Here is a 19,858-nt window from a genome sequence, read left to right as displayed (position 1 = left end):
GATAACGTCGGCAATTTTTTTGAGTTTTTGTTGCCCACACGACGCCGAAATAAAGCGCGAGTTCCAGTATGCGATGCTCGCAAAGGGGATAACGATGGTTCTATTGAATGAGATGCTGATCGACGCTGGTGCGATAAATTTTATTAAATCGCGTTCTCGGCTGTTGGGGCATGGCACGCTCGCACCGCAATAACAAATTACGTTGACTACGGATTGATCTCGCAAGACAGTCTCGGCCGTAGACGGGTGTCACTACGCGTTCCCGGATGCCGGCTATGCGTATGTATTTGTTTGCACGATCGAAAGCTGCTCGCTGCTCAGAACCTGGCAGGCGATCTCGATTTTTTCAGCGCAGGAGCCAATTTTCTCTGCGCAGCGTTCCGCTGAAATTTTAGTGCTGCCGGAGGATGGGGCGATGAGTATCGCCCGTTCGCGAAGTCGCCTGGAAGCAATTCAAGAATCCACTTCAAGCAAATATCTCAACGCATCTCGTCAGGGAGCGCCATAGATGACCAGCCAAACCTCATCTGGCTCAAGTGTCCTGGCGCAAGCCGTGGTGCTGGCGTCGGCGGCACTCATCCTGCTCGGTTTGTTTTGGTACGGCGTGTCGGGCGAGGTTTTTAAAAGACAATGGCAAGACTTTACGGGGCGTCCCAGCGGACCAATGTCATTCCGATTTATTTTGCAGCCAACGATGGCGATGATGGCTGCCCTGCACGATGGCATCAATGACGCGCGTCTCGGCCGGTCCCCTTATTTCTGGACGGTACTCACGAATGCTCAAAAACGTCCGGGGCGGCTACGCGAAGGCATCATTTCTACAGCACGTATCGTTCTTTTGGGGCTCGTCATGGATGCAATCTATCAGTTCAAGGTATTGGGAACTTTCTATCCTGCTGAGGCCGTTATCATTGCCGTTGTTTTGGCCTTTGTCCCGTACCTGCTGATCCGAGGGCCTGTGGCCCGCATTGCGCGGCGATGGTGCGCTCAGAAGTCCCGAGAGGTATGAGCGGCTATGACACGCGATCCAAAATCCGGCATCACAAGTGCTTCTGCTTCGGACGATATTTCGGTCGAGCTTTCACTACGTCGTACCGGTATGTCGTTTCAACGCACGCGTATGAGCGCCGATCGGACGTTGATGTCTGTCATCCGCACCTCGCTATCACTCATCAGCTTTGGATTCACTATTTTTCAGGTGTTTCAGAAGCTGCGAGATCAGGATGTCATCACGCATGCCGGAGCATCCAGAAATTTTGGTGTGGCGCTCGTTCTGCTCGGCATCATCATGTTGGTCGTGGGCATCGTCTATCACGTGCAATTCATGTTGGGCTTGCGCCAAGAGCGCGAGATGATGCGCCAGGCCGGACTGGTTCACGGCGAGAGCCGCTTTCCTCCATCCTTCACACTTATCACCGCGATCGTCCTCTTGCTGATCGGTATCTTTGCGATCGTCAGCATGCTTTTCCAGATCGGACCGTTTGGCTAGCGCCAACGACAGGAGGCAAGATGGATACGTAGGACGCGATCAGTACGGGCGAAACGAGTTTATTGGGGAAATACCATGGAGGGAATAGCTGAAACCAAAAGGAGCCTAACATGGCCAAGGAAGCGAAAGGCGGCAGCGGCGCACCCCGTAAATCGGACAAGCCCAATATCCTCGTCATCTGGGGTGACGACATCGGCATCTCGAATTTAAGTTGTTATTCGCATGGATTGATGGGCTATCAGACGCCCAACATAGACCGTATCGCCAAAGAAGGCATGATGTTTATCGACGCTTACGGCGAACAATCGTGCACCGCGGGGCGCTCTTCTTTCATCACCGGCCAAAGCGTGCTTCGCACCGGGTTATCGAAAGTCGGCATGCCTGGGGCGCCGATCGGCATGAATGAGAAGATCGTAACGATTGCGGGTGCATTGAAAAATCAAGGCTATGCCACCGGTCAATTCGGCAAAAACCACCTCGGCGATCTTAATCACATGCTGCCGACCAATCACGGCTTCGACGAGTTCTTCGGCAATCTCTACCATTTAAACGCCGAAGAAGAGCCGGAGATGTATGACTATTTTCCCGAAAAGGACTTCCCAAATTATCGCAAGAATTTTGGACCTCGCGGCGTCATCCATTCTTGGGCGACCGATAAAGACGATCCAACCGAAGAGCCGCGCTGGGGGAAGGTCGGAAAGCAAAAAATCGAAGACACAGGCCCATTGAACCGTAAGCGCATGGAGACCTGTGATGACGAGTTCGTAGCCGCGGCGAAGGATTTCATTAAGCGCGCCGAAGACGCGGGGAAGCCGTGGTTCGTGTGGCTCAACACCACCCACATGCACCTTTATACGCACCCCAAAAAAGAGAGCCTCGGTCAAGCCGGTCGTTGGCAGTCGCCATACCACGACACGATGATTGATCACGATAAGAACATTGGCCAGATGCTGGATTTTCTCGATGAACTCGGCATCGCGGAGAACACGTTCGTCCAATACTCAACCGACAATGGTCCTCATCGCAATTCCTGGCCGGATGGCGGCATGACGCCATTCCGTTCCGAGAAAAATACGAACTGGGAAGGTGCTTTCCGAATTCCCCAATTGGTGCGGTGGCCGGCAAAGATAAAGCCGGGACAAGTCTCCACGGAGATAGTTCAGCTTCACGACTGGTTTCCGACGTTTCTCGCAATGGCGGGCGATCCCGACGTCATGGACAAGCTGAAAAAGGGTTATCAGGCTTGCGGAAGGACGTACAAGAACCACATCGATGGCTTCAATCTGCTTCCGTTTTTGACCGGCGAACAAAAAGAGAGTCCACGCAAGCTGTTCGTCTACATCAGCGACGATGGCGACATTCTCGCGTTGCGCTACGACAATTGGAAATGTGTCTTCATGGAACAGCGCTGCAAGGGGACGCTTCAGGTCTGGGCGGAGCCATTTACGCGATTGCGCGTGCCAAAACTCTTTAATCTACGCACTGATCCCTACGAATTCGCAGATACAACGTCGAACACGTACTATGAGTGGTTCATTCGTCGCGACTATATTGTGTTCGCGATCAATATGGTCGCCTCAAAATTCGCTGAGACGTTCAAGGACTTCCCGCCGATACAGAAGCCCAACAGCTTTACGATCGATGATGCGATCGAAAAAATGAAGGCAACTGCGGTGGCCGGCGACTGACGCGCTATGCATGACAGGGCGGCGAGGATCTCGCTGCCCTCCCATCCCGGATCAATCGCTTAGAAGCCGCGCGTGTGAGTGAGATTGATGACATGGGCAAGCGATACGAAGGGCCTGCTGCAGGCTTCGTGATATTTGCCGGTCAAGCCGCGAAAGCCGTGCGGATCGTTGCTGAAATGGATATGACGGACGCGTTGTCCATCGACCAAAGGCTCGTGGCAACTCGCGCAGCGCGGTCCGCGCGGTTCATCCTCGTCACGCATTCCATCGAGTGGCATGAGACCTTCCCCCGGAAAATCCCCAGTCGGTATTAAGGGTGGCACGACATGGGAGCGTATCAAAGTCGAATTTGGTCGCAGCTTGTGGGCAAAGTCGTCAAATCTGTGAAGAGATGAAAAAAGCCGCGCTTATCCTTTTGGGAGGTCGTGATGCGTTTTTCGCCTGACGGCAAATACTTTTACGTCAACGGCATTGGTTTTCCGCTTTCGCATCGTTTGGTCCTGACCGCCATCTGCCGGGCAGGACGGGCGTTGCAGAGACTGAGGGCTGAGTCGTCGTCGATCTCTATAAGCCGGTCAAGGAAACACGTCGACAACGAGATGCTCAGCTTACCCTGTGCCTACCCGCCCGAGCTTGAAGCGCAAAGCCTTGCGGCGACCTCGGATACGTGGGAACCGCACTGAAGCCATCGTCTCACGCTGTTAATGCAGCGTCTCGAGATACGAGGCTATCGCTGCCGCATCTTTGGCCTTCAAGCCCATATCCGGCATGGCGTTCCCAGGGTCGACGGATTGCGGGCTGGCGATCCATTTGGTCATGTTTCCGATGTTGTTCTGCAATCGCCCCGCAATGAAAACGCGATTGCCAATTCCCGCGAGCGGTGGGCCAACGCGTCCGTCGGCGTTATCGATGCCCGGAATCGTGTGACACGATCCGCATCCATAGTGTTCTATGAGCGCTTTGGCATTTGCGGGTGCACCGGCAGCAGGCTCGGCCTTGACAACGGAATATCCCGACAAGACAGCTGGCAACAAAAGCGCCAGCATTCCGGCTCTCGCTAGGTGCGTTACCGTTCCGCGACGTTCAGCATTCTGTAGCGATTTGACGAACAACCAAGCAATCGGAGCTAGAAAAAAAATTCCAGCAGGGATCCACATAATCAAACCCGCGATTTGCTGATCTTCAAGCGGCGTCATTCCCCATGCGTAAGGCGCCATCCCGTGAGCCTTGAACAGGACAACCGGTGACAGGATCATCAGAGCGCCGGGGAGACCACTGAGAACCGCGATGGCCGCAACGAACAGCATGCTTGGAATAAATTCCATGCGACGCCGACCCGATGGTTCGATCACAAGCGTCCAGAACATGAATGAGGTGACGACGAAACTCAAATGCTCGAACGTGTGCACCCATTCATTCTGAAGGCTCCAGGCGTAGGGGCGAGGCAGATGCCAGAATGAAAAAGTTCCGAGGAAAAGCGCTGCCACCGACAAAGGGTGCATCAGATGCCAGATAGCTGATCGCAACCAATGGACAGTAATGGAAGTGGCAACCCGCTTGCGGAAGCTGCGCGGCAACCCCCAGATCATTACGAGGATAGGCCGGCTCCAGACGAGCAAGGGGGGTACGACCAGCATCAGGATCAAATGCTGACCCATGTGCGCCGAGAAAAGCGCGTCGGTGATTTCGTCGACTTGTGGGGATAGGACGACGACGAACAGGGCCATCGCGATTGCAAATGCGATAGTTTGCGACGCGGTTACGACGCGGCGCGCACCAACTTCTCGCCGTATGCGAATGACGCCCGCTGCATATGCTACGATGGTGACTATAATAACGATTGTTTCGAGGTATCTGATCGTCTCAGACGACTGAGTGTCATTGGATATGGCGTGTGCGCTCGCTGCCGTTGCGCAGAAGGTCGTCAGAAACGGTATAAAAGGGCAAAGTTTTTTCAGCATGGCGGCCCCACGATAGATCCAAGGGCATCGACTGCGATTGCAAACCCGAAAAGCGTGCTTGTCAGAACTCCGCACATGGCCATGAAGCGCGTTCGACCTTCTCCGGCATGGACGAGTGCGCGCGCCTCACCCACTTTTTCGTCTTTCGTTTTCTTCCAAAGAACAAAAGCGACGTATCCTGCCGACACCGCCAACGCGAGCGAGGCGATGTCCACGAGAAGAATCATGGCCAGAGCTCCCGGCGGACCACGTAAAATGTCTTCCCGAGCTACGGCGCCGATGCAACGTTGGCCTGCGATCGAATAGTTGATGAGCAGATGCAGAACCCACGCAATTGGTGCGGAAAGAAGCCCGAATGCCAACGCCGACAGCGGGGCCTTCTCTCGGTGAGGGGCTGGATGGGCTGAGCCCGATATGGTTGCGCCTTGATGCATCGCTTAGCTCAAGTAAGAGGTGATGTAGAAAGTGAAGAATACTGTCAGCCAGACGGCATCGACGAAATGCCAATAGAGCGCGCCGATTGAGAGCGCGATGCGCCGGCGATCCGAAAGGAGCCCTGCGGCCATCCAGGAAATCAACGCGACGATCATCAGCAAGCCGGCAACGACGTGGGCCATATGAAATCCTGTGATCGTGAAATAAAGCGATCCGTACGGGTCGGACGAGACTGTGAAGCTCTTATTGTGCCATTCCAAAAGTTGAATGCCCAAGAACATGAGACCTAGCAATGCCGCGAGCGACATGCCGAGGAACGCCTCTGCGCGGCACCCTTGTTTGAACTGACGCTCGCCCCACCAAATCGCTACGCTGCTGGCGAGAAGAATGATCGTGTTCGGCAATGCCAACTTCAATGAAGGCGGATGTGTGGGCCACGTCGAATGTATTTCTATGGCCATGTAATAATAACTGAAGAGCAGATAGGCGAAGACCGCGGCTTCCGTCGCAATGACGAACAGCATTCCCCACCAGCCCGATGACCGATGAAGTCCGGCAGCGGGAAGATGTACATCCGGCCGAGAAATGACAAGATTAGCCATGCGACACCTCAACGGGCCGGAACGTCACGTGCGTGGGCCAAAGCCACAGCAGTATCGAGAGAAGAATGACGACGATGGAAAAAATGCCGCCGGCGAGCGACTGCGCGAGCATCGAGACGAAAAGCGCGCTGAGACCCAACGCCAAGAATAACGGCGCATAGCTGTCGTCCGGCATTTTGAGGATAGCATCAGGCTCTGCGTCGATTGGGGTTGTGGCGATCGTCTCGCGGCCATGGTCGAGCGCCAAGCCGCTATTGATCGAAGAGCGCTCATCGGTTTCCTGGAGGCTGTCCTCCCATAAAGGATGGCGACTTGCGACGATTGGAATGACTGCGAAGTTGTAAGCTGGTGGTGGTGAGGACGTCGCCCATTCGAGCGTCGGAGCGTTCCACGGATTTGGTCCTGCGAGGGCGCCCGAACGCAGACTGATGGCGATGTTGATGAGAAAAAGCAGTATTCCGAAAGCGAGAATAAAGGCGCCGACCGTCGTGATCATATTCAGCGTCGTCCAGCCGAAGTCGGGTCCATAAGTGTAGATGCGGCGCGGCATTCCAAGAAGTCCGGTCAGATGCATCGGCAGGAACGCAATGTTGAAACCGATGAAAGTGAGCCAGAAATTCCATTTGCCCAGACGCTCGCTCAACATGCGCCCCGTCATTTTCGGAAACCAGTAATAGAGCCCTCCGATAACCGGAAAAACGTTGATACCGATCAGCACGTAATGAATGTGGGCGACGACAAAATAGGTGTCGGTCAGCTGCCAATCGACCGGCACGGCTGCGGTCATGAAGCCCGATACGCCGCCGATAACGAAAAGAGTAATGAAGCTAGAGAAGAACAAAAACGCGGTCGTCATTTGTGGACGCCCGGTCGCGATGGTGGCGATCCAGGCGAACACGGCAGTCGCGCTCGGAATAACGATGACGAACGAAGCTGCACTGAAGAATGACATGCCGATGTTCGGCAGACCTGTCGCAAACATGTGATGGACCCAGACGCCGAAGCCGAGAACCATCGTCAGGACAGTAGCCAGCGCAACGAAGGTGTAGCCGACGAGGGGACGCCTGCAGAAAACAGGAAGCGCATCGGACACAATGCCCATGGCTGGAAGCACGATGGCATAGACCCAGGGATGCCCAAACATCCAAAAGAGGTGCTGCCATAGGAGCGGTTGGCCCCCGGCTGGGACGTCATAGAAATGCGTTCCAAATCGCCGGTCGAGCCAGAGAAGAAAGAACGCCAGACTGACAGCGGGAACTGCCAGGATATTTCCTGCCGATGCTGTCAGCGTTCCCCACACCATGATGGGCAAGCGATTGATCGACATCCCAGGAGCGCGCGTGCGCAGAAGCGTCACGACGAAATTGATCGCGCCCACCGTCGTCGAGATCCCTAGAAAGATCAGCGCCATCGCGTAAATGTCGATGTTGATGCCGGGATTGAAGTCCTTTGACGCATACGGCACGTAGTCGAACCAACCGGCGTCCGGGGCAACGCCGCCGACGAAACTGGCATAGAGGAAAATTCCGGAGAATAGATAAATCCAATAGGAAAGGGCGTTGAGCCGCGGGAATGCCATGTCGCGCGATCCAAGCAGCAACGGCCACAGGTAGTTGCTGAACCCGGAGAGAATTGGCGAGGCGTACCAAAAGATCATCGACACGCCATGCATCGTGAAAAGCTGATTATACTGTTCGGGCGTCAGCAGATGCTCATTGGGACCCGCGAGCTGGAGACGCATAATCAGCGCTTCGATGCCGCCGATTATTAAAAATGCGAAAGCCGTAACGATATAGCGAATGCCGATCGACTTATGATCGACGGTCGAGAGCCATCCGAGGAATCCCGGGCGCGACTCCCAAATGCGTTCGAGCTTTTCAGCAAGTGCAGGCGTCGCATCGACGGTCGGGATCGCGGTCGTGTCTGCCATGCGTGTCCCTCCTAGTGCAACGTTCTAAGGTAGTTCGTGACGGCCTGAAGCTCGTCTCCCGATAGAGAGACCCGCGGCATGCGGCTTGCCGGTTTGATGTGCTGTGGGTCGGCGATCCATCCTGCGAGATAGCCGCCGGCGTTAGGGATCGTTCCATCCGCGAGCGTCGCACGAGTCATAAGGTGCGACAGATCTGGCCCATAGATACCGCCGGCTTCCGTCCCGCGAACGGTGTGGCAGCCCGCACAGCGCCGCTCGAACACGACCAGTCCAGCTTTCCCGTCGTCCGTCGCGGGCGGCGCTGCGGATTTCAATTGATCGTTTCGCCATGCCGCAAATTTGTCCGCGGATTCCGCGACGACGCGGATTGCCATATGTGCGTGCTGAGCGCCGCAGTATTCTGCGCATTGCCCAAGATAGGTGCCCGGCTTTTTCGCTTCGATCCAGGTCGTATTGATCTGCCCTGGGATGACATCCGTCTTACCTGACAGCGCGGGCACCCAAAATGAGTGGATGACGTCCGCAGATCGCAGTGTCACTTTTATCGGAACGCCCGCCGGGATGTGAAATTCATTGGCGGTGGTGAAAACTTGAGATGGTTCGTCGCTCAAATAGCGAATACCCCACCACCACTGATGTCCCGTGATCGCGATCGTCAACGCAGGCTTTTGCGGCGGTTCGCCAATGGCCGCAAGCGTTACCATTGTCCAGACGACGCAGCCAACAAGAACAAGCGTCGTGATGCCGAGGCCCCATCCAAAAATGCTGAAACTGTTTGGTCGATGGCCGTCAGGCTGTATGCCGTTGTCCAGATCAGACGGGGAGCGCGACCGGAATACGGCCCATAAGACCAGCCCAGTCATCAAAATCACAACGATGATCGAAATCGCCAGTAGGCCCCAGGTAAGCGCAAGGATGCTGTCGGCCTTGGGACCGGAGGACTGCAGAAAATTGAGAGGGGCAGCGGTCGCGAACGCCCGGGCAGGAAACAAGGCGCACAATGCGAACGCCGGAGCGGCGTTCGCCGTCACTTTCACTAGATCGTGCTGCGCGCTTCTCATTTCTTTTCTTCTTGGGCGGCTGTCTGATTGTGCGGGGGATGTGAAAGCGAGCGGACATAAGCAGCGAGCTGCCAAATCTGTTCGTCTGGCAGGAACCCGCGGAACGACGGCATGCCATTCGGGCGGCCTTCCCGGATGGTGGCGGCAATGTTTTCGATGGAATCGCCATAGATCCAGACGTTGTCCATCAGAGGCGGCCCCATGCCGCCGCCGCCATGGAAATGGCACCCGACGCAGTTCATGGCCGTGAAGAGTTGCTTCCCTGCAGCGATTTGCTCGGGATCGTTTTCGATGCGGCGGCCTTCGGCGCTGTGATCGACGACGGGCTTGCCTGCTCCAGGCGTTAGCGGCACCAGGGCGACGCGTGGCTCTTCGTTCGATTGAGTAGAGCTTCGCTCAGTCGCTTGGTCGCCTTTGCTTTCTTGCGATTTGCATGCCGACAGCGACATCGCCAATGCGGCGCACGCCAGAATGGAGAATATACGCATCACTGTTCTTACTCCGCGGTTGCGGATTTCTGGTCCATGGAAGGCGTGATGTTGTAGTCAGCAAGAATTTTTCTGATGTCGTCGCGTCTCCGGTCGATAATCCGGTTGATCTCATTCGCAAGTTCTTTGTCTTGCTTGCGAACGCCCATGGCGATCGAGAATGACATCAAGCGCCCCGTCGTAACGGGCGTTACGCGCAATGGAGGTATCTCGCGTGCGGCGTAATAGTCGGCGATAGGTCCCCACACGAGCGCGATATCGATATCGCCGTTCGAGACTGCGTCGACGATCGGCGCCAGCGGATTTGGCTTCGACCAATCGCCATAGACCATGAAACCCTGGACATGCTGATTGAGACCACGTCGCGCAAGCTCATCCATCGGCGGCGTATTTGCGCCGTCATTGCCGACGAGCTGGACACCGATGCGCGACGTCTTAAGTCGCTCATCGTCGAAGGATGTTATGGGGCTTGCGCCTTGCCGCTGAACGAAGGCATAGCTCGCCGTATAATAAGGTTTTGTCGCTCGCACGCGCTCAAAGTTCGTCGGTACGCCGGGAACGACGTCGCAAAGCCCGGCTTTCAGCCCTTTACGGACAAAGCCGCGCCATTCTGGCTTCCAAATGAACTTCGCCGTAGCGCCCATATCGGTGGCGACCAATTCAGCGATACGGTTTTCGAAACCTTCGCCTTTGGCGTTGGAATAAGGCATATTGTTCGGATCGGCGCAGACCTTGAGTTCGCGTGAGATTGCCGGAGAAGACGCCAGGAAGACGGTCGTAATGGCGCCGCATGCGAGACTAAGGAAGCGCGAATACATTGAGCGTTCCTCCTTTTGTCGTGGCCTCTGGAAGATCCTTCATCGCATTGACGAAGCCGAGCGCGGCTGTTCCGTCACGCTTGTCAAGCCCGCCGGCAACGATGGCGCCTGCCCATCCGCCGACCCCCGATAGAACCGACACATACTGTTTACCGTCGGGGCCGCGCCATGTTGTCGGCTGGCCGATAATTCCTGACGAGGTTTTGTGCTGCCAAAGGAGCTTGCCGGTTTTAGCGTCCACCGCCTTGAACCAGCCATCCATTGTTCCGTAAAAAACGACATCGCCAGCCGTTGAGAGAGCGCCGCTCCAGACAGGGAACTTCTCGTTGATGCTCCACACCTTCGTCCCGGTCTTGATATCCCAAGCGTCGAACTCACCGCGGTGGCCGTCGCCCGGGCCTGCCTTCATCTTGACGTCGGCGCCCACATAGGGCGTGCCCGCGATGTAGCCGACTTCGCCCTCCTTGATATCCATGCATAGATTATTGTGCGGAATGTAGAGCAAGCCCGTTGAATTCGAGAACGAGGATGGCTGCCAATCCTTGCCCCCTGGTGGAGCGGGACAGATGTCCTTGACGACTTGATCGACCTTCGGCTGTTTGGCCGGGTTATATTGAATACGCCCGGTCTTGAGGTCGACGCCGGTACTGCTCGTAATGGGAGCGAAGGGTTTTGCCGATAAGACTTCGCCTGTATCGCGAGCGAGAACGTAAACGTAGCCATTGCGATCGGGATGAACGAGGAGCTTTCTTGGTTTTCCGTTCCAGTTGGCATCGATGAGGATCGTCTCGTTCACACCATCGTAATCCGACATATCGTGCGGGCTTGTTTGATAGAACCATCGCGCCTGCCCGGTATTGAGATCACGAGCGAAAATACCTGCCGTCCACATATTGTCGCCAGGCCGCATCGACGAATTCCATGGACCCGGATTCGACGTGCCGTAGTAGACGAGATTGAGATCGGGATCATACGCAACCCAGCCCCATACAGTGCCGCCGCCATGTCTCCACATATCGGCAGGCCACGTCGATACACCCAGGTCTTTGCCTTTGTATTGCGGGTAGAATGGCTTGAAATCCGAACCGATCAGCACCTCGGAATCGGGGCCGGTGCTGTAGGCTTTCCAGTCGATCTTACCGGTCGCCTGGTCGAGTGCCGCAATCCAGCCGCGCACGCCCATTTCGCCGCCGGAATCGCCGACGAGAACTTTGTCCTTGGCGACAAGCGGCGCCATGGTGATCGTTTCGCCGTGCGTGATATCGCCGAGCTGCGTTCGCCAAATTTCTTTTCCGCTTGTCGCGTCGACGGCGATCGTATTGCCGTCCAACGTGTTGAAAAAGACGCGGCCGTTCGCATAGGCGGGACCGCGATTGACCACATCGCAACATGCCACGCCTTGCGACGCGGCCAGAGGGTGGGGTTTGTAACTCCACTTCAAAGGCGCACCAGGTTTCGAAAGGTCGAGCGCGTACAGGATATTCGGATACGGCGAGACGACATAGAGCGTATCGCCTATGACGAGTGGCGCCGCTTCCTGTCCGCGATCAACGCCCATCGAAAAGGTGAGGACACTCGTCAGCTTGCTGACGTTTTGCGCATTGATGTCCGAAAGCGAGCTGTACCGCGTGAGTGCCGTGTTTGCGCCGGGCATAGGCCACTCGTTACCTCCAGGCGTCGCGAAGGCGGGTCCCTGCGGTTTTGACGCATCGGCCCCCGCATTTGCCGCCGTATCGACCACCGCGGTCTTGATTTGAGGCGAGGATGTCTGGGAGAGAGATGCCTGGGGGATCAATGCCGGCAACGATAGAGCTACAAAAAAAGAGAGAGGCGACCCGAGCTTTTTCATCGACGGTCCCTGATGCGAGTTCTATGTGCGCTTAGCGAAATCGTTGGCCGCTCGGAAAGGCGACCTCTAAACTTGGCTAGTAGTCGTTGCTCGCTAGAACCGTATCAGCTGGTCATGGTTCCGATATTTGTCGATCTTTTTGTGCTCTCTTTTCGCAACACGGATAATACGGTGGGCACCGACAACCGTCTCCCTCGGGGAGAGACACGAATATGGTGCCCTGGTGTTCGAAGGCTATTTAGCCCGTCGTTCCAGTTTTTCGTTCGATTACATCGACGATTTTATCCGAGCGAGCCGCTGCCTTTTCCTGATGCTCGCGCTCGGCCTCGCTTTCCTTGTAAAGCTCTTTCGTAGCGCGGTCGGTAATGTCACGAGAATGGGGTATCCTATCCTTTTCGCGCGTTGTTTTCATGCCGTAGAGGTAAAGCAACGCTAGAACGATCGGACCGCCAATAACAGCGGCGACAAACATGAGATTGCTGAGCGTGGACATGGATCCGTCCTCCTTATCGTGGGAACGGATCGCCTGCTCCTGAGTTCCGAAATCTCGCGCGTTTGTAATGGGTGCCTTTTTCTCGGCGGCCGTAAAATAGCCTGGTCTCTCAAACCGGCACCTTCGCTGACAGCTTACAGCGGTCCGAATAGCATGATCGGCAATATTCATATCTACGCTAGCGTTGCACTCGCTGGGTTGGAGAGCGTTATCTCGCCTTGCATTCTGATTCTGCCTGCGTGGCTTGTTCTCTCGGCGTTGGGTTGCCATTCATTGCGGCAGCCATCGGTAATAAATCGAAGACATTCTCGCGAGGAACGGTGCCGACACCGCAATTGGAATGTTCGGCGCCGAACTCTGTCGATTGGCTAAATCCCGGGGGTGATCATACGCTTGTAGCGAATATTATCGCGCGTGATTGACCCACACGGTTTTGGTCTGGAGATATTTATCCAATCCCTCGCGACCGTTGTCCTTGCCGTAGCCTGACTGTTTGAATCCACCCCAACCGACGGCAGCGTCGAACTGATTATAGGTATTGATCCAAACGGTGCCCGCCTGCATCGCGGCAGCGGCCGCATGAGCCTTTGCGATGTCCCGCGTCCAGATGCCGGCGGCGAGACCGAAGTTGGTCGCATTCGCACGTGGCATCAGATCGTCAATGGTTTCGAACCGTTGCACGGTGAGAACCGGGCCGAAGATCTCATCCTTGACGACGCGGTCGGTATCTTCGGCTCCGGTCAGTACGGTTGGTTCGTAGAACGATCCCGAGGCGAGATCGCCGACTGCGCGTTTGCCGCCCGAAACAATCTCAATGCCACTGCCGCGCGACTCTTCGACAAAGCCGTCGACACGCTTCAGTTGGTCCTCAGAAATCAACGGGCCAAGTGTGGTTTCGGCTTTAAGTCCATGGCCCATCTTAAGCTGTTGGGCTTCCGAGACCACACGGTCGACGACGCGGTCGAAGACCTTTGCATCGACCATCAGACGTGAACCGGCAGAGCAAACTTGGCCCGTGTAGAAGAAAATTGCACCGGCTGCTGTTGCTGCAGCGGCATCGACGTCGTCGCAATCCGAGAAGATGATGTTTGGGTTCTTGCCGCCGAGTTCCAGTGAAACGTGCTTCAGCGTGTTCGCAGCAGTGCGGGCAATGTGCTTGCCGACTTCCTCCGAGCCGGTGAAGGAGATCTTTGCAACTCCGGGGTGTACGACGAGGGCTTGGCCGGTGGTTGCTCCCTCTCCGGTCAGCACGTTCAAAACACCGGGAGGAATGCCGGCTTCGAGCGCGAGCTTGCCGAGGATGAGGGCGGACAGCGGGGTCTGCTCTGCGGGTTTCAGGATCACGGTGCAGCCTGCTGCGAGTGCGGGTGCAATCTTGAAGCAGGCTTGGCAAAGCGGAAAATTCCACGGCACGATGGCGGCGACAACGCCGATCGGTTCGCGTTTCGTGTAGACGAGCATGTCGGGCGATGTCACTGGGATCGTCTCACCCGCAATCTTCGTGCACCATCCGGCATTGTAGCGGATTGCCCCGAGGCCGAGGGGAATATCGACGGCAGCGATATGAGCTTTGGGTTTTCCAGAATCGAGGCTCTCGACCTCTGCGATCCACGGTGCGTCGCGTTCGATCAAATCGGCGAAGCGCATCATGAGGCGCGCGCGTTCGCTCGGCGCGATTTTTTGCCAAACGGCGAGGGCCGATTGCGCGGCGGCAACGGCTGCATCGACGTCGGACTGTCCGGCATGCGGAACGGCGGCAAGAACTTTGCCAAGGGCGGGATCGAACGTTTCGATCGTCTGTCCCGACGCACTTGCCTGCTCGGTGCCGCCGATCACCAGCTTATGCTGCCCGGAGAGAAAGTCGGTAGTTTGCTTGGATGCGGGTTGCCACTCATCGATTTGCGGAACGAACATAGGCGATTTCACCTCGATTGGCTTGCGTTTTTGAAAACGGAAACTGCTTTTCAGTGCGTGGAAAGCTCAATTGGACCCACTTTCACCACGGCCATCCCCAGAGGAGGAATCCGGCGGGAAATACGATTCCGAGAGCAACAAGAAGGAACCAATCCAGAGGCGTGAAGCTCACGTCGTTAGAAGTGGACTCGAGTGCGCGAATGCGTCTTTCGAGTTCGGGATCGAATTGCTGCATGGCGGCTGTCCCTTTCTCTGGTGTGTACTTATGCACGACAGAGCTAGATTTCGGTGGTGAAGATCGTCACTCCGCCATCTGCAAAATTAGCGACATCCGCGACAGCAGCTTTGCCTTCGTCGGAATTCATAGAGGCTTCCAGATCGGAGTTGCTCTCGTAATCCAAGAAAGCGATCAGATACGCGGGTTTAGAAGCGTCGCTGCTGATGACCGGACCGCGGCTGTAGCAGAAGCTCTGGACGCGAGGCATTTTGTCGACGAGCTTGCAGTGAATGTTCTGATAGTGCGCGTCGAACGCCGCGCCGTCGTTAGGCAACCCGTAGACGATTGTGAGCCGGATCATGGCTGCGCTTCTCCGTGATCGAACGGCAGCATTTTCCGGCGCGCGTAGACGATGGGGTTCAGAGCGCTCTCGCGCTCGATTTCTTTGACGTGTCCGATGACGATCTTATGGTCGCCGGCCTCGATGATGTCGTGAACCTCGCAGGCTACGACGATGACACAGCCTTCGATCTGAGGCAGTCCGAGCGCACCGACCTCCCAGCCGACATCCTTGAATTTCTCGTTCGATTTTCCCGAAAACTGCAGCGCCAGGTCCTGTTGACCATGCGCGAGAACATGGACGAGAAATTTACCTTGCGCCTGAATGGCGCCCAGCGTGTTCGACGCGTGATCAAAACATGCCAGCATCAACGGGGGTTCGAGTGAGAGCGACAGGACTGCCGAAAGAGTCGCACCAGACGGCATTCCGTCGTGTGCCCACGACGTCACGATGGTCACGGCGCCAGGCATGTCAGCCATCGCCGAGCGGTATTCGCGCGCGTCGACGGGTGGACTGAACGACTCTGACAGAATTTTAAGGGGCTGCGCCATGTGCGTCCCGCTCCTGCTCTTTGTTTCGTGTCCAGACTTCTTTGCCGTTCTTGAAGACGCGATCGACTTTGATCTTCAATAGATCGTCGACGGCGATGGCATGGGGATCGCGGTCCAGAACGATGACATCGGCAAATTTCCCGGGAGCCAAGCTGCCGCGAACATCGTCTTCGCCAAGCACAGAAGCAGCGTCGACCGTATGGAAACGAAGCGCGTGGTCGAGTGAGATGGCTTCGTCACCATCAAGAATGGCGCCGGAATAAGCTTGACGTTTGAGACAGCACCAGACGCCGAAGAAAGGATTGGTCGCGTCGCTTTCTGAGCCGACCCAAACGTCTGAGCTGCCAGAGAGGCGCCAACCCTGCTTAATCAGAGTTGCAAACGAGAAGCGACCGAGCTTGCCGTAGTCGCCGAGATAGTCAGCAAAGTACTCTCCGAAGGTATAAAGGAATACAGGCTGCGGGACGGGAGTGATGCCGGCAGCTGCCCATTTGTCCGCGGTCGTTTCTGATGGCATCAGATTACCCGCGTGCTCGATGCGCGTGCGGATGCGGCCGGTCGGGGCACCGCCCAATTCGAGAAGCGTATCGCAGACCCACTCCTGGGCGCGATCACCGTTGGCGTGAACCGCAAGCTGAAGTCCAGCATTTTGCGTCAGTTCGATGGCGCGTCGGGTGAAGTCTTTTTCAAGGGCGACGTCGCCGCGGAATGTGTGTCCGCCTTTGCACGCACACGTCAGATATGGCTGCTTTACGGCCGCACTTTTTGCCGAGAACCCGCCGTCTGCGAAAAGCTTCACACCTTGGATGCGGAAGAGGTCGTCAGGTGCCGTGACGGAGATGCTTTTCTTCCAGTTGCACGCCGCCTCAAGCGAAAGCGTTCCCGGCGCCCAAATATACGGACGCACCGAGATCGGCAATTCATCGCTCGCCGCCATATCGTTCATGATTTGGAGACCGTCGACGGTCTCGGAGATTTCGCCGATTGTGGTGACGCCATATTGGGTGAAGAGCGTCGGAATTCCCGTGATCAGAGCGGCGGCCAGCTCGTCGCGGTTCATCGCCGAAAAGGGAAGGAGATTATCCATTTCCTTGACGATGCCGGTCGGCTCGCCGGACGCGTCGCGCTCGACGCTCGGCAGACCTGTAATCGAGTATGGCGGTGGCGTGTAGTTGCGATCGATAAGGCAGACCGCAAGTGCCTTCGAATTAAGAATAGTCAGATGTCCGCCCGCACGCACGGCAACAGGGTGAGCCGTACTTACGCGATCAAGCTCCTGCCGGGTGGGAAAGCGCTTCTCAGCGAGCTTTCGGTCGAAGAAAAGGTTGGCCTGGCCAACCACCCATTCCCCTGCCGGAGTCGTTGCCGCTTTCTCGGACAGAGCCGCGATGACGTCTTCGACGTTCTTGCATCCCGGCGCGCGGCAGTCGACGACCCCAAAAGAAGACCGGCACGCGACCTCGATATGGGCATGCGGGTCGACAAAACCTGGCATCACCGGCCGCTCGCCGACGTCCACAATCCGCGTGTTCTCATCGACAACCGACGCAATCTCGTCTCTCCTCAAGAGACGAAGAATGCGCTTGCCGCGAATTGCGATGGCGACGATCTCCGGATCGGTGTCGTGCTCCATCGTGATAATACGACGACTGACAATGACGAGATTGGCGCGCTCAGCGATGCTATCCGTCATTCGGCGGCAACCTTGTAATCGCGATCGACGACGGGAATGACTTCGCGGCCGATCAGCTCGATGGATTTCATGATTTCTTCGTGCGGGACGCCATCGATCCGGAGCAGAACCTCATCGACGCCCATGGCTTCGAGCTTCAGAAGCCGCTCGATAAAGTCAGCCGGCGAGCCGATTAGAACCGACGGCGTCTCGGTCATCAGGAAGTCGAGATTGCCCTCGTTGGCTTCCAGGAGCCGGATGCGGTCGAGATATTCGTAGGAACCCTTTTTCGAGAGCGGAACGTAGAGGTCCAGAATGAACCGGAAATACCCGAGCGCGACGTCGCGTGCCACACGCGCGGCTTCTTCGCGCGTCGGGGCGCAAAAGGCGGTGGCGACGTAGAGGCCCATGTAGTCATTGGACTTGGGCATCTGCGGCTTACCGGTGGCATAAGCCTTGCGATAGGCATCGATACACTCCTGCAGATAATCGAAGCCGAAGTAATTCTCGAAGCACATCACGCCGATTTGGGATTCACCCGCCGACGCGTGGGTCTTAATGCTCGATGCTGCGACCGAGACCGGCGGATGCGTTGCCTTGTCGAACGACGGAACGATCGTACGTTCCGGAATTTTCCATACGGGCCCGTCGTGTTCCAGCTTGTCGCTTTCAAAAATTTTGGCCAACACCTCCATCGAGTCGGCCCATTGCTCGGCCGTTTCTGTCGGTGTCACGCCGAATGCGTCCAAGGTGGTGAGGTTGTTGGAGCGCGCCGTGCCAATTTCTGCGCGGCCATTGGAAATATTGTGCAGAGTTGCGAGGCGCTCAGCAACGAGAATGGGATGGTTCCACTTCAGCAGCACCGAACACATGACGCGAAACTTGATGCGCTTCGTGTGCTGAGAGATCGCTGCATAAAGCACCTCAGGCGCGGACACCGTAAACCGTGGGGGACTGAAGTGCTGCTCCGACGTACCCCATGTCGAAAAACCGAATTTATCGGCGAGCGCGACTTCTGCGATCATTTCTTGGTAGCGCTGGGCGTAGCTAACGCCCGGCATGACTTCGCCTTCTTGGAGAATGCCTACTTTCACGGAGAGCCCACCATATAACCGTAATTCGTGGAAAACAGATATTTATAAACTGTAATTCGTAGATCTATCCGAGTCAAGCGCATGAATCACACATTATTCGCTTGATCTATTACCGGTATGGGTTTTGGCTGGGGGCAACGTGCGGCGTGGGGGCGTGCACCGGAGGGATAAATGAAGCGCAACATGACGACGTCGGACTATCTCCGACTCGTCGCGTCACTTGACGATATCGATCGGCGGATCGTGTCGTTGTTGCAGGCCGATGGGCGGATGCCGTTTTCTCACATCGCGCGGGAAATTGGGGTCACCGAAAAAACGGCTCGCAGCCGGGTTCTCGATCTCATCGAACAACGCGTCATGCAGATAACGGCGGTGACCGATCCCTCGGTGCTTGGCTACGGCGCCTCGGCCTTGTTGGGGCTCACGACACGGCCGGACCGGCCCGCGACTAAGATCGCGCAGGAATTGCAAAAGATCCCGAGCATCGACTACGTCGTTGTCTCCACGTCGCGCTATTCGTTGTTTGCGGAAGTACTCTGCAAGGATCGGGCGGCACTACAGTCGACGATCGAAAATGAGGTTGGCAAGATCGACGGGATCCAGTCGATCGAGGCGATGCCCTATCTAAGCTTTCATTACCAGTTGGCGCATTTCGCAGCGGCCAAAAACAAGGCTGAAAGCGAGACCGGAGTTCGCCCGCGCGAGATCGATGAGATCGATGTACGGATTATTCGTTCGTTGAGCGAAGACGGGCGCAAGCCGTTTTTGCAAGTCGCCGACGAACTCGATATTTCCGAGGGCCAAGTACGGTTACGTTTCAAGCATCTGACGGACACGGGAACCGTTAGCGTGATTGCGCTCATTAATCCGATGAGCCTCGAGTTTCGTTCGATGGCTTGGGTAGCGATTAACGTCGCGTCAGGACATCGCGTGATGGACATCGCCGACGCTTTAGCCCGTCTTGCAAACACGACGTATATCGTCATTTGCGCTGGGCGTTTCGACATCTTGACCGAGTTCATCTGTCAAACGGATCGCGAACTTCTCGACGTTATAGAAAAAAATGTCAGATCCCTGCCTGGCATCGCACGCCTCGAAATCTCGATTTACAGCGATCTCTACTACAAGCGGCTCACGCCTATGCGAGACGAAGCTACCAGCAGCAGAGCGGAGAAAGTGTGAGGTAAATGGATTCATAATATTCGCCAATCAGTCACGCCGGAAATCGGCGCAATAGCCTTTGCAGCCATCGTCCC

The 19,858-nt window shown here is 56.2% G+C and carries 19 protein-coding genes; 4 read left to right on the top strand and 15 right to left on the bottom strand.

The window, feature by feature from the left end:
- The first annotated feature begins 508 nt into the window (after positions 1–508).
- The 3 genes from HYP802_RS24050 to HYP802_RS0118630 all read left to right on the top strand — a co-directional run bounded on the left by HYP802_RS24050 (position 509) and on the right by HYP802_RS0118630 (position 3,177).
- A complete protein-coding gene (locus tag HYP802_RS24050; protein ID WP_013949228.1) occupies positions 509–1,009 on the top strand; it encodes a hypothetical protein in 501 nt (166 codons plus the stop codon).
- Between the two features lie 6 nt (positions 1,010–1,015).
- A complete protein-coding gene (locus HYP802_RS0118635) occupies positions 1,016–1,489 on the top strand; it encodes a DUF202 domain-containing protein (RefSeq protein ID WP_013949227.1) in 474 nt (157 codons plus the stop codon).
- 110 nt (positions 1,490–1,599) lie between these two features.
- Positions 1,600–3,177 carry an arylsulfatase gene (locus tag HYP802_RS0118630; protein ID WP_013949226.1) on the top strand — a complete coding sequence of 526 codons (1,578 nt, stop codon included), beginning with the start codon at positions 1,600–1,602 and terminating at the stop codon, positions 3,175–3,177.
- Between the two features lie 59 nt (positions 3,178–3,236).
- Here the strand turns inward: HYP802_RS0118630 and HYP802_RS0118625 are convergent, their stop codons facing one another.
- The 15 genes from HYP802_RS0118625 to HYP802_RS0118555 all read right to left on the bottom strand — a co-directional run bounded on the left by HYP802_RS0118625 (position 3,237) and on the right by HYP802_RS0118555 (position 18,602).
- Complete coding sequence (locus HYP802_RS0118625; protein ID WP_024276312.1) at positions 3,237–3,455, bottom strand: hypothetical protein; 219 nt, start codon at positions 3,453–3,455, stop codon at positions 3,237–3,239.
- 423 nt (positions 3,456–3,878) lie between these two features.
- Complete coding sequence (locus HYP802_RS0118620; protein ID WP_013949223.1) at positions 3,879–5,138, bottom strand: cytochrome c oxidase assembly protein; 1,260 nt, start codon at positions 5,136–5,138, stop codon at positions 3,879–3,881.
- Entirely contained in the window at positions 5,132–5,365 is a 234-nt protein-coding gene (locus tag HYP802_RS23720; RefSeq protein WP_155831275.1) for a hypothetical protein, read from the bottom strand. The genes HYP802_RS0118620 and HYP802_RS23720 overlap by 7 nt, the downstream gene beginning before the upstream one ends.
- Before the next feature lie 210 nt (positions 5,366–5,575).
- On the bottom strand, positions 5,576–6,175 hold the full coding sequence (locus HYP802_RS0118610) for a cytochrome c oxidase subunit 3 (protein WP_013949221.1): 600 nt from the start codon (positions 6,173–6,175) through the stop codon (positions 5,576–5,578).
- Positions 6,168–8,105, bottom strand: coding sequence for a cytochrome c oxidase subunit I (ctaD, locus tag HYP802_RS0118605; RefSeq protein ID WP_013949220.1), 1,938 nt, complete (start codon positions 8,103–8,105; stop codon positions 6,168–6,170). Before ctaD ends, HYP802_RS0118610 begins: the two co-directional genes overlap by 8 nt.
- 11 nt (positions 8,106–8,116) lie before the next feature.
- On the bottom strand, positions 8,117–9,166 hold the full coding sequence (gene coxB, locus HYP802_RS0118600) for a cytochrome c oxidase subunit II (RefSeq protein WP_013949219.1): 1,050 nt from the start codon (positions 9,164–9,166) through the stop codon (positions 8,117–8,119).
- Positions 9,163–9,654, bottom strand: coding sequence for a c-type cytochrome (locus HYP802_RS0118595; RefSeq protein ID WP_013949218.1), 492 nt, complete (start codon positions 9,652–9,654; stop codon positions 9,163–9,165). Before HYP802_RS0118595 ends, coxB begins: the two co-directional genes overlap by 4 nt.
- A gap of 8 nt (positions 9,655–9,662) precedes the next feature.
- Positions 9,663–10,472 carry a quinoprotein dehydrogenase-associated putative ABC transporter substrate-binding protein gene (locus tag HYP802_RS0118590; protein ID WP_024276309.1) on the bottom strand — a complete coding sequence of 270 codons (810 nt, stop codon included), beginning with the start codon at positions 10,470–10,472 and terminating at the stop codon, positions 9,663–9,665.
- A complete protein-coding gene (locus HYP802_RS0118585; protein WP_081740997.1) occupies positions 10,453–12,321 on the bottom strand; it encodes a methanol/ethanol family PQQ-dependent dehydrogenase in 1,869 nt (622 codons plus the stop codon). Before HYP802_RS0118585 ends, HYP802_RS0118590 begins: the two co-directional genes overlap by 20 nt.
- 238 nt (positions 12,322–12,559) lie before the next feature.
- On the bottom strand, positions 12,560–12,814 hold the full coding sequence (locus tag HYP802_RS23715; RefSeq protein ID WP_013949215.1) for a hypothetical protein: 255 nt from the start codon (positions 12,812–12,814) through the stop codon (positions 12,560–12,562).
- Positions 12,815–13,219: 405 nt separating this feature from the next.
- Complete coding sequence (locus HYP802_RS0118575; RefSeq protein WP_024276306.1) at positions 13,220–14,728, bottom strand: aldehyde dehydrogenase family protein; 1,509 nt, start codon at positions 14,726–14,728, stop codon at positions 13,220–13,222.
- A 278-nt stretch (positions 14,729–15,006) separates the two neighbouring features.
- A complete protein-coding gene (locus HYP802_RS0118570) occupies positions 15,007–15,306 on the bottom strand; it encodes an EthD family reductase (RefSeq protein ID WP_013949211.1) in 300 nt (99 codons plus the stop codon).
- Positions 15,303–15,836, bottom strand: a complete 534-nt coding sequence (locus tag HYP802_RS0118565; RefSeq protein WP_013949210.1) for a flavin reductase family protein — start codon at positions 15,834–15,836, stop codon at positions 15,303–15,305. Before HYP802_RS0118565 ends, HYP802_RS0118570 begins: the two co-directional genes overlap by 4 nt.
- Entirely contained in the window at positions 15,820–17,529 is a 1,710-nt protein-coding gene (locus tag HYP802_RS0118560) for an amidohydrolase (RefSeq protein ID WP_024276305.1), read from the bottom strand. The genes HYP802_RS0118565 and HYP802_RS0118560 overlap by 17 nt, the downstream gene beginning before the upstream one ends.
- Positions 17,526–18,602: an LLM class flavin-dependent oxidoreductase gene (locus HYP802_RS0118555; RefSeq protein ID WP_024276304.1), complete on the bottom strand. Its 1,077-nt coding sequence runs from the start codon at positions 18,600–18,602 to the stop codon at positions 17,526–17,528. Before HYP802_RS0118555 ends, HYP802_RS0118560 begins: the two co-directional genes overlap by 4 nt.
- Positions 18,603–18,773: 171 nt before the next feature.
- On the opposite strand from HYP802_RS0118555, the gene HYP802_RS23045 reads away from it, so the two are divergent.
- Complete coding sequence (locus HYP802_RS23045) at positions 18,774–19,784, top strand: AsnC family transcriptional regulator (RefSeq protein ID WP_013949207.1); 1,011 nt, start codon at positions 18,774–18,776, stop codon at positions 19,782–19,784.
- Positions 19,785–19,858: the final 74 nt, after the last annotated feature.

The organism is Hyphomicrobium sp. 802 (genome assembly GCF_000526135.1).
Taxonomy (GTDB): Bacteria; Pseudomonadota; Alphaproteobacteria; order Rhizobiales; family Hyphomicrobiaceae; genus Hyphomicrobium_B.
Note: the sequence above shows the minus strand (reverse complement) of the source record. Positions and strands in the feature narration are given on the sequence as shown.

Bases quoted from the DNA above. Each gene is read 5' to 3' on its own strand.
- HYP802_RS24050 (WP_013949228.1), top strand. From the start codon at position 509: ATGACCAGCCAAACCTCATCTGGCTCAAGTGTCCTGGCGCAAGCCGTG.
- HYP802_RS0118635 (WP_013949227.1), top strand. From the start codon at position 1,016: ATGACACGCGATCCAAAATCCGGCATCACAAGTGCTTCTGCTTCGGAC.
- HYP802_RS0118630 (WP_013949226.1), top strand. From the start codon at position 1,600: ATGGCCAAGGAAGCGAAAGGCGGCAGCGGCGCACCCCGTAAATCGGAC.
- HYP802_RS0118625 (WP_024276312.1), bottom strand. From the start codon at position 3,455: ATGCCACTCGATGGAATGCGTGACGAGGATGAACCGCGCGGACCGCGC.
- HYP802_RS0118620 (WP_013949223.1), bottom strand. From the start codon at position 5,138: ATGCTGAAAAAACTTTGCCCTTTTATACCGTTTCTGACGACCTTCTGC.
- HYP802_RS23720 (WP_155831275.1), bottom strand. From the start codon at position 5,365: ATGATTCTTCTCGTGGACATCGCCTCGCTCGCGTTGGCGGTGTCGGCA.
- HYP802_RS0118610 (WP_013949221.1), bottom strand. From the start codon at position 6,175: ATGGCTAATCTTGTCATTTCTCGGCCGGATGTACATCTTCCCGCTGCC.
- ctaD (WP_013949220.1), bottom strand. From the start codon at position 8,105: ATGGCAGACACGACCGCGATCCCGACCGTCGATGCGACGCCTGCACTT.
- coxB (WP_013949219.1), bottom strand. From the start codon at position 9,166: ATGAGAAGCGCGCAGCACGATCTAGTGAAAGTGACGGCGAACGCCGCT.
- HYP802_RS0118595 (WP_013949218.1), bottom strand. From the start codon at position 9,654: ATGCGTATATTCTCCATTCTGGCGTGCGCCGCATTGGCGATGTCGCTG.
- HYP802_RS0118590 (WP_024276309.1), bottom strand. From the start codon at position 10,472: ATGTATTCGCGCTTCCTTAGTCTCGCATGCGGCGCCATTACGACCGTC.
- HYP802_RS0118585 (WP_081740997.1), bottom strand. From the start codon at position 12,321: ATGAAAAAGCTCGGGTCGCCTCTCTCTTTTTTTGTAGCTCTATCGTTG.
- HYP802_RS23715 (WP_013949215.1), bottom strand. From the start codon at position 12,814: ATGTCCACGCTCAGCAATCTCATGTTTGTCGCCGCTGTTATTGGCGGT.
- HYP802_RS0118575 (WP_024276306.1), bottom strand. From the start codon at position 14,728: ATGTTCGTTCCGCAAATCGATGAGTGGCAACCCGCATCCAAGCAAACT.
- HYP802_RS0118570 (WP_013949211.1), bottom strand. From the start codon at position 15,306: ATGATCCGGCTCACAATCGTCTACGGGTTGCCTAACGACGGCGCGGCG.
- HYP802_RS0118565 (WP_013949210.1), bottom strand. From the start codon at position 15,836: ATGGCGCAGCCCCTTAAAATTCTGTCAGAGTCGTTCAGTCCACCCGTC.
- HYP802_RS0118560 (WP_024276305.1), bottom strand. From the start codon at position 17,529: ATGACGGATAGCATCGCTGAGCGCGCCAATCTCGTCATTGTCAGTCGT.
- HYP802_RS23045 (WP_013949207.1), top strand. From the start codon at position 18,774: ATGAAGCGCAACATGACGACGTCGGACTATCTCCGACTCGTCGCGTCA.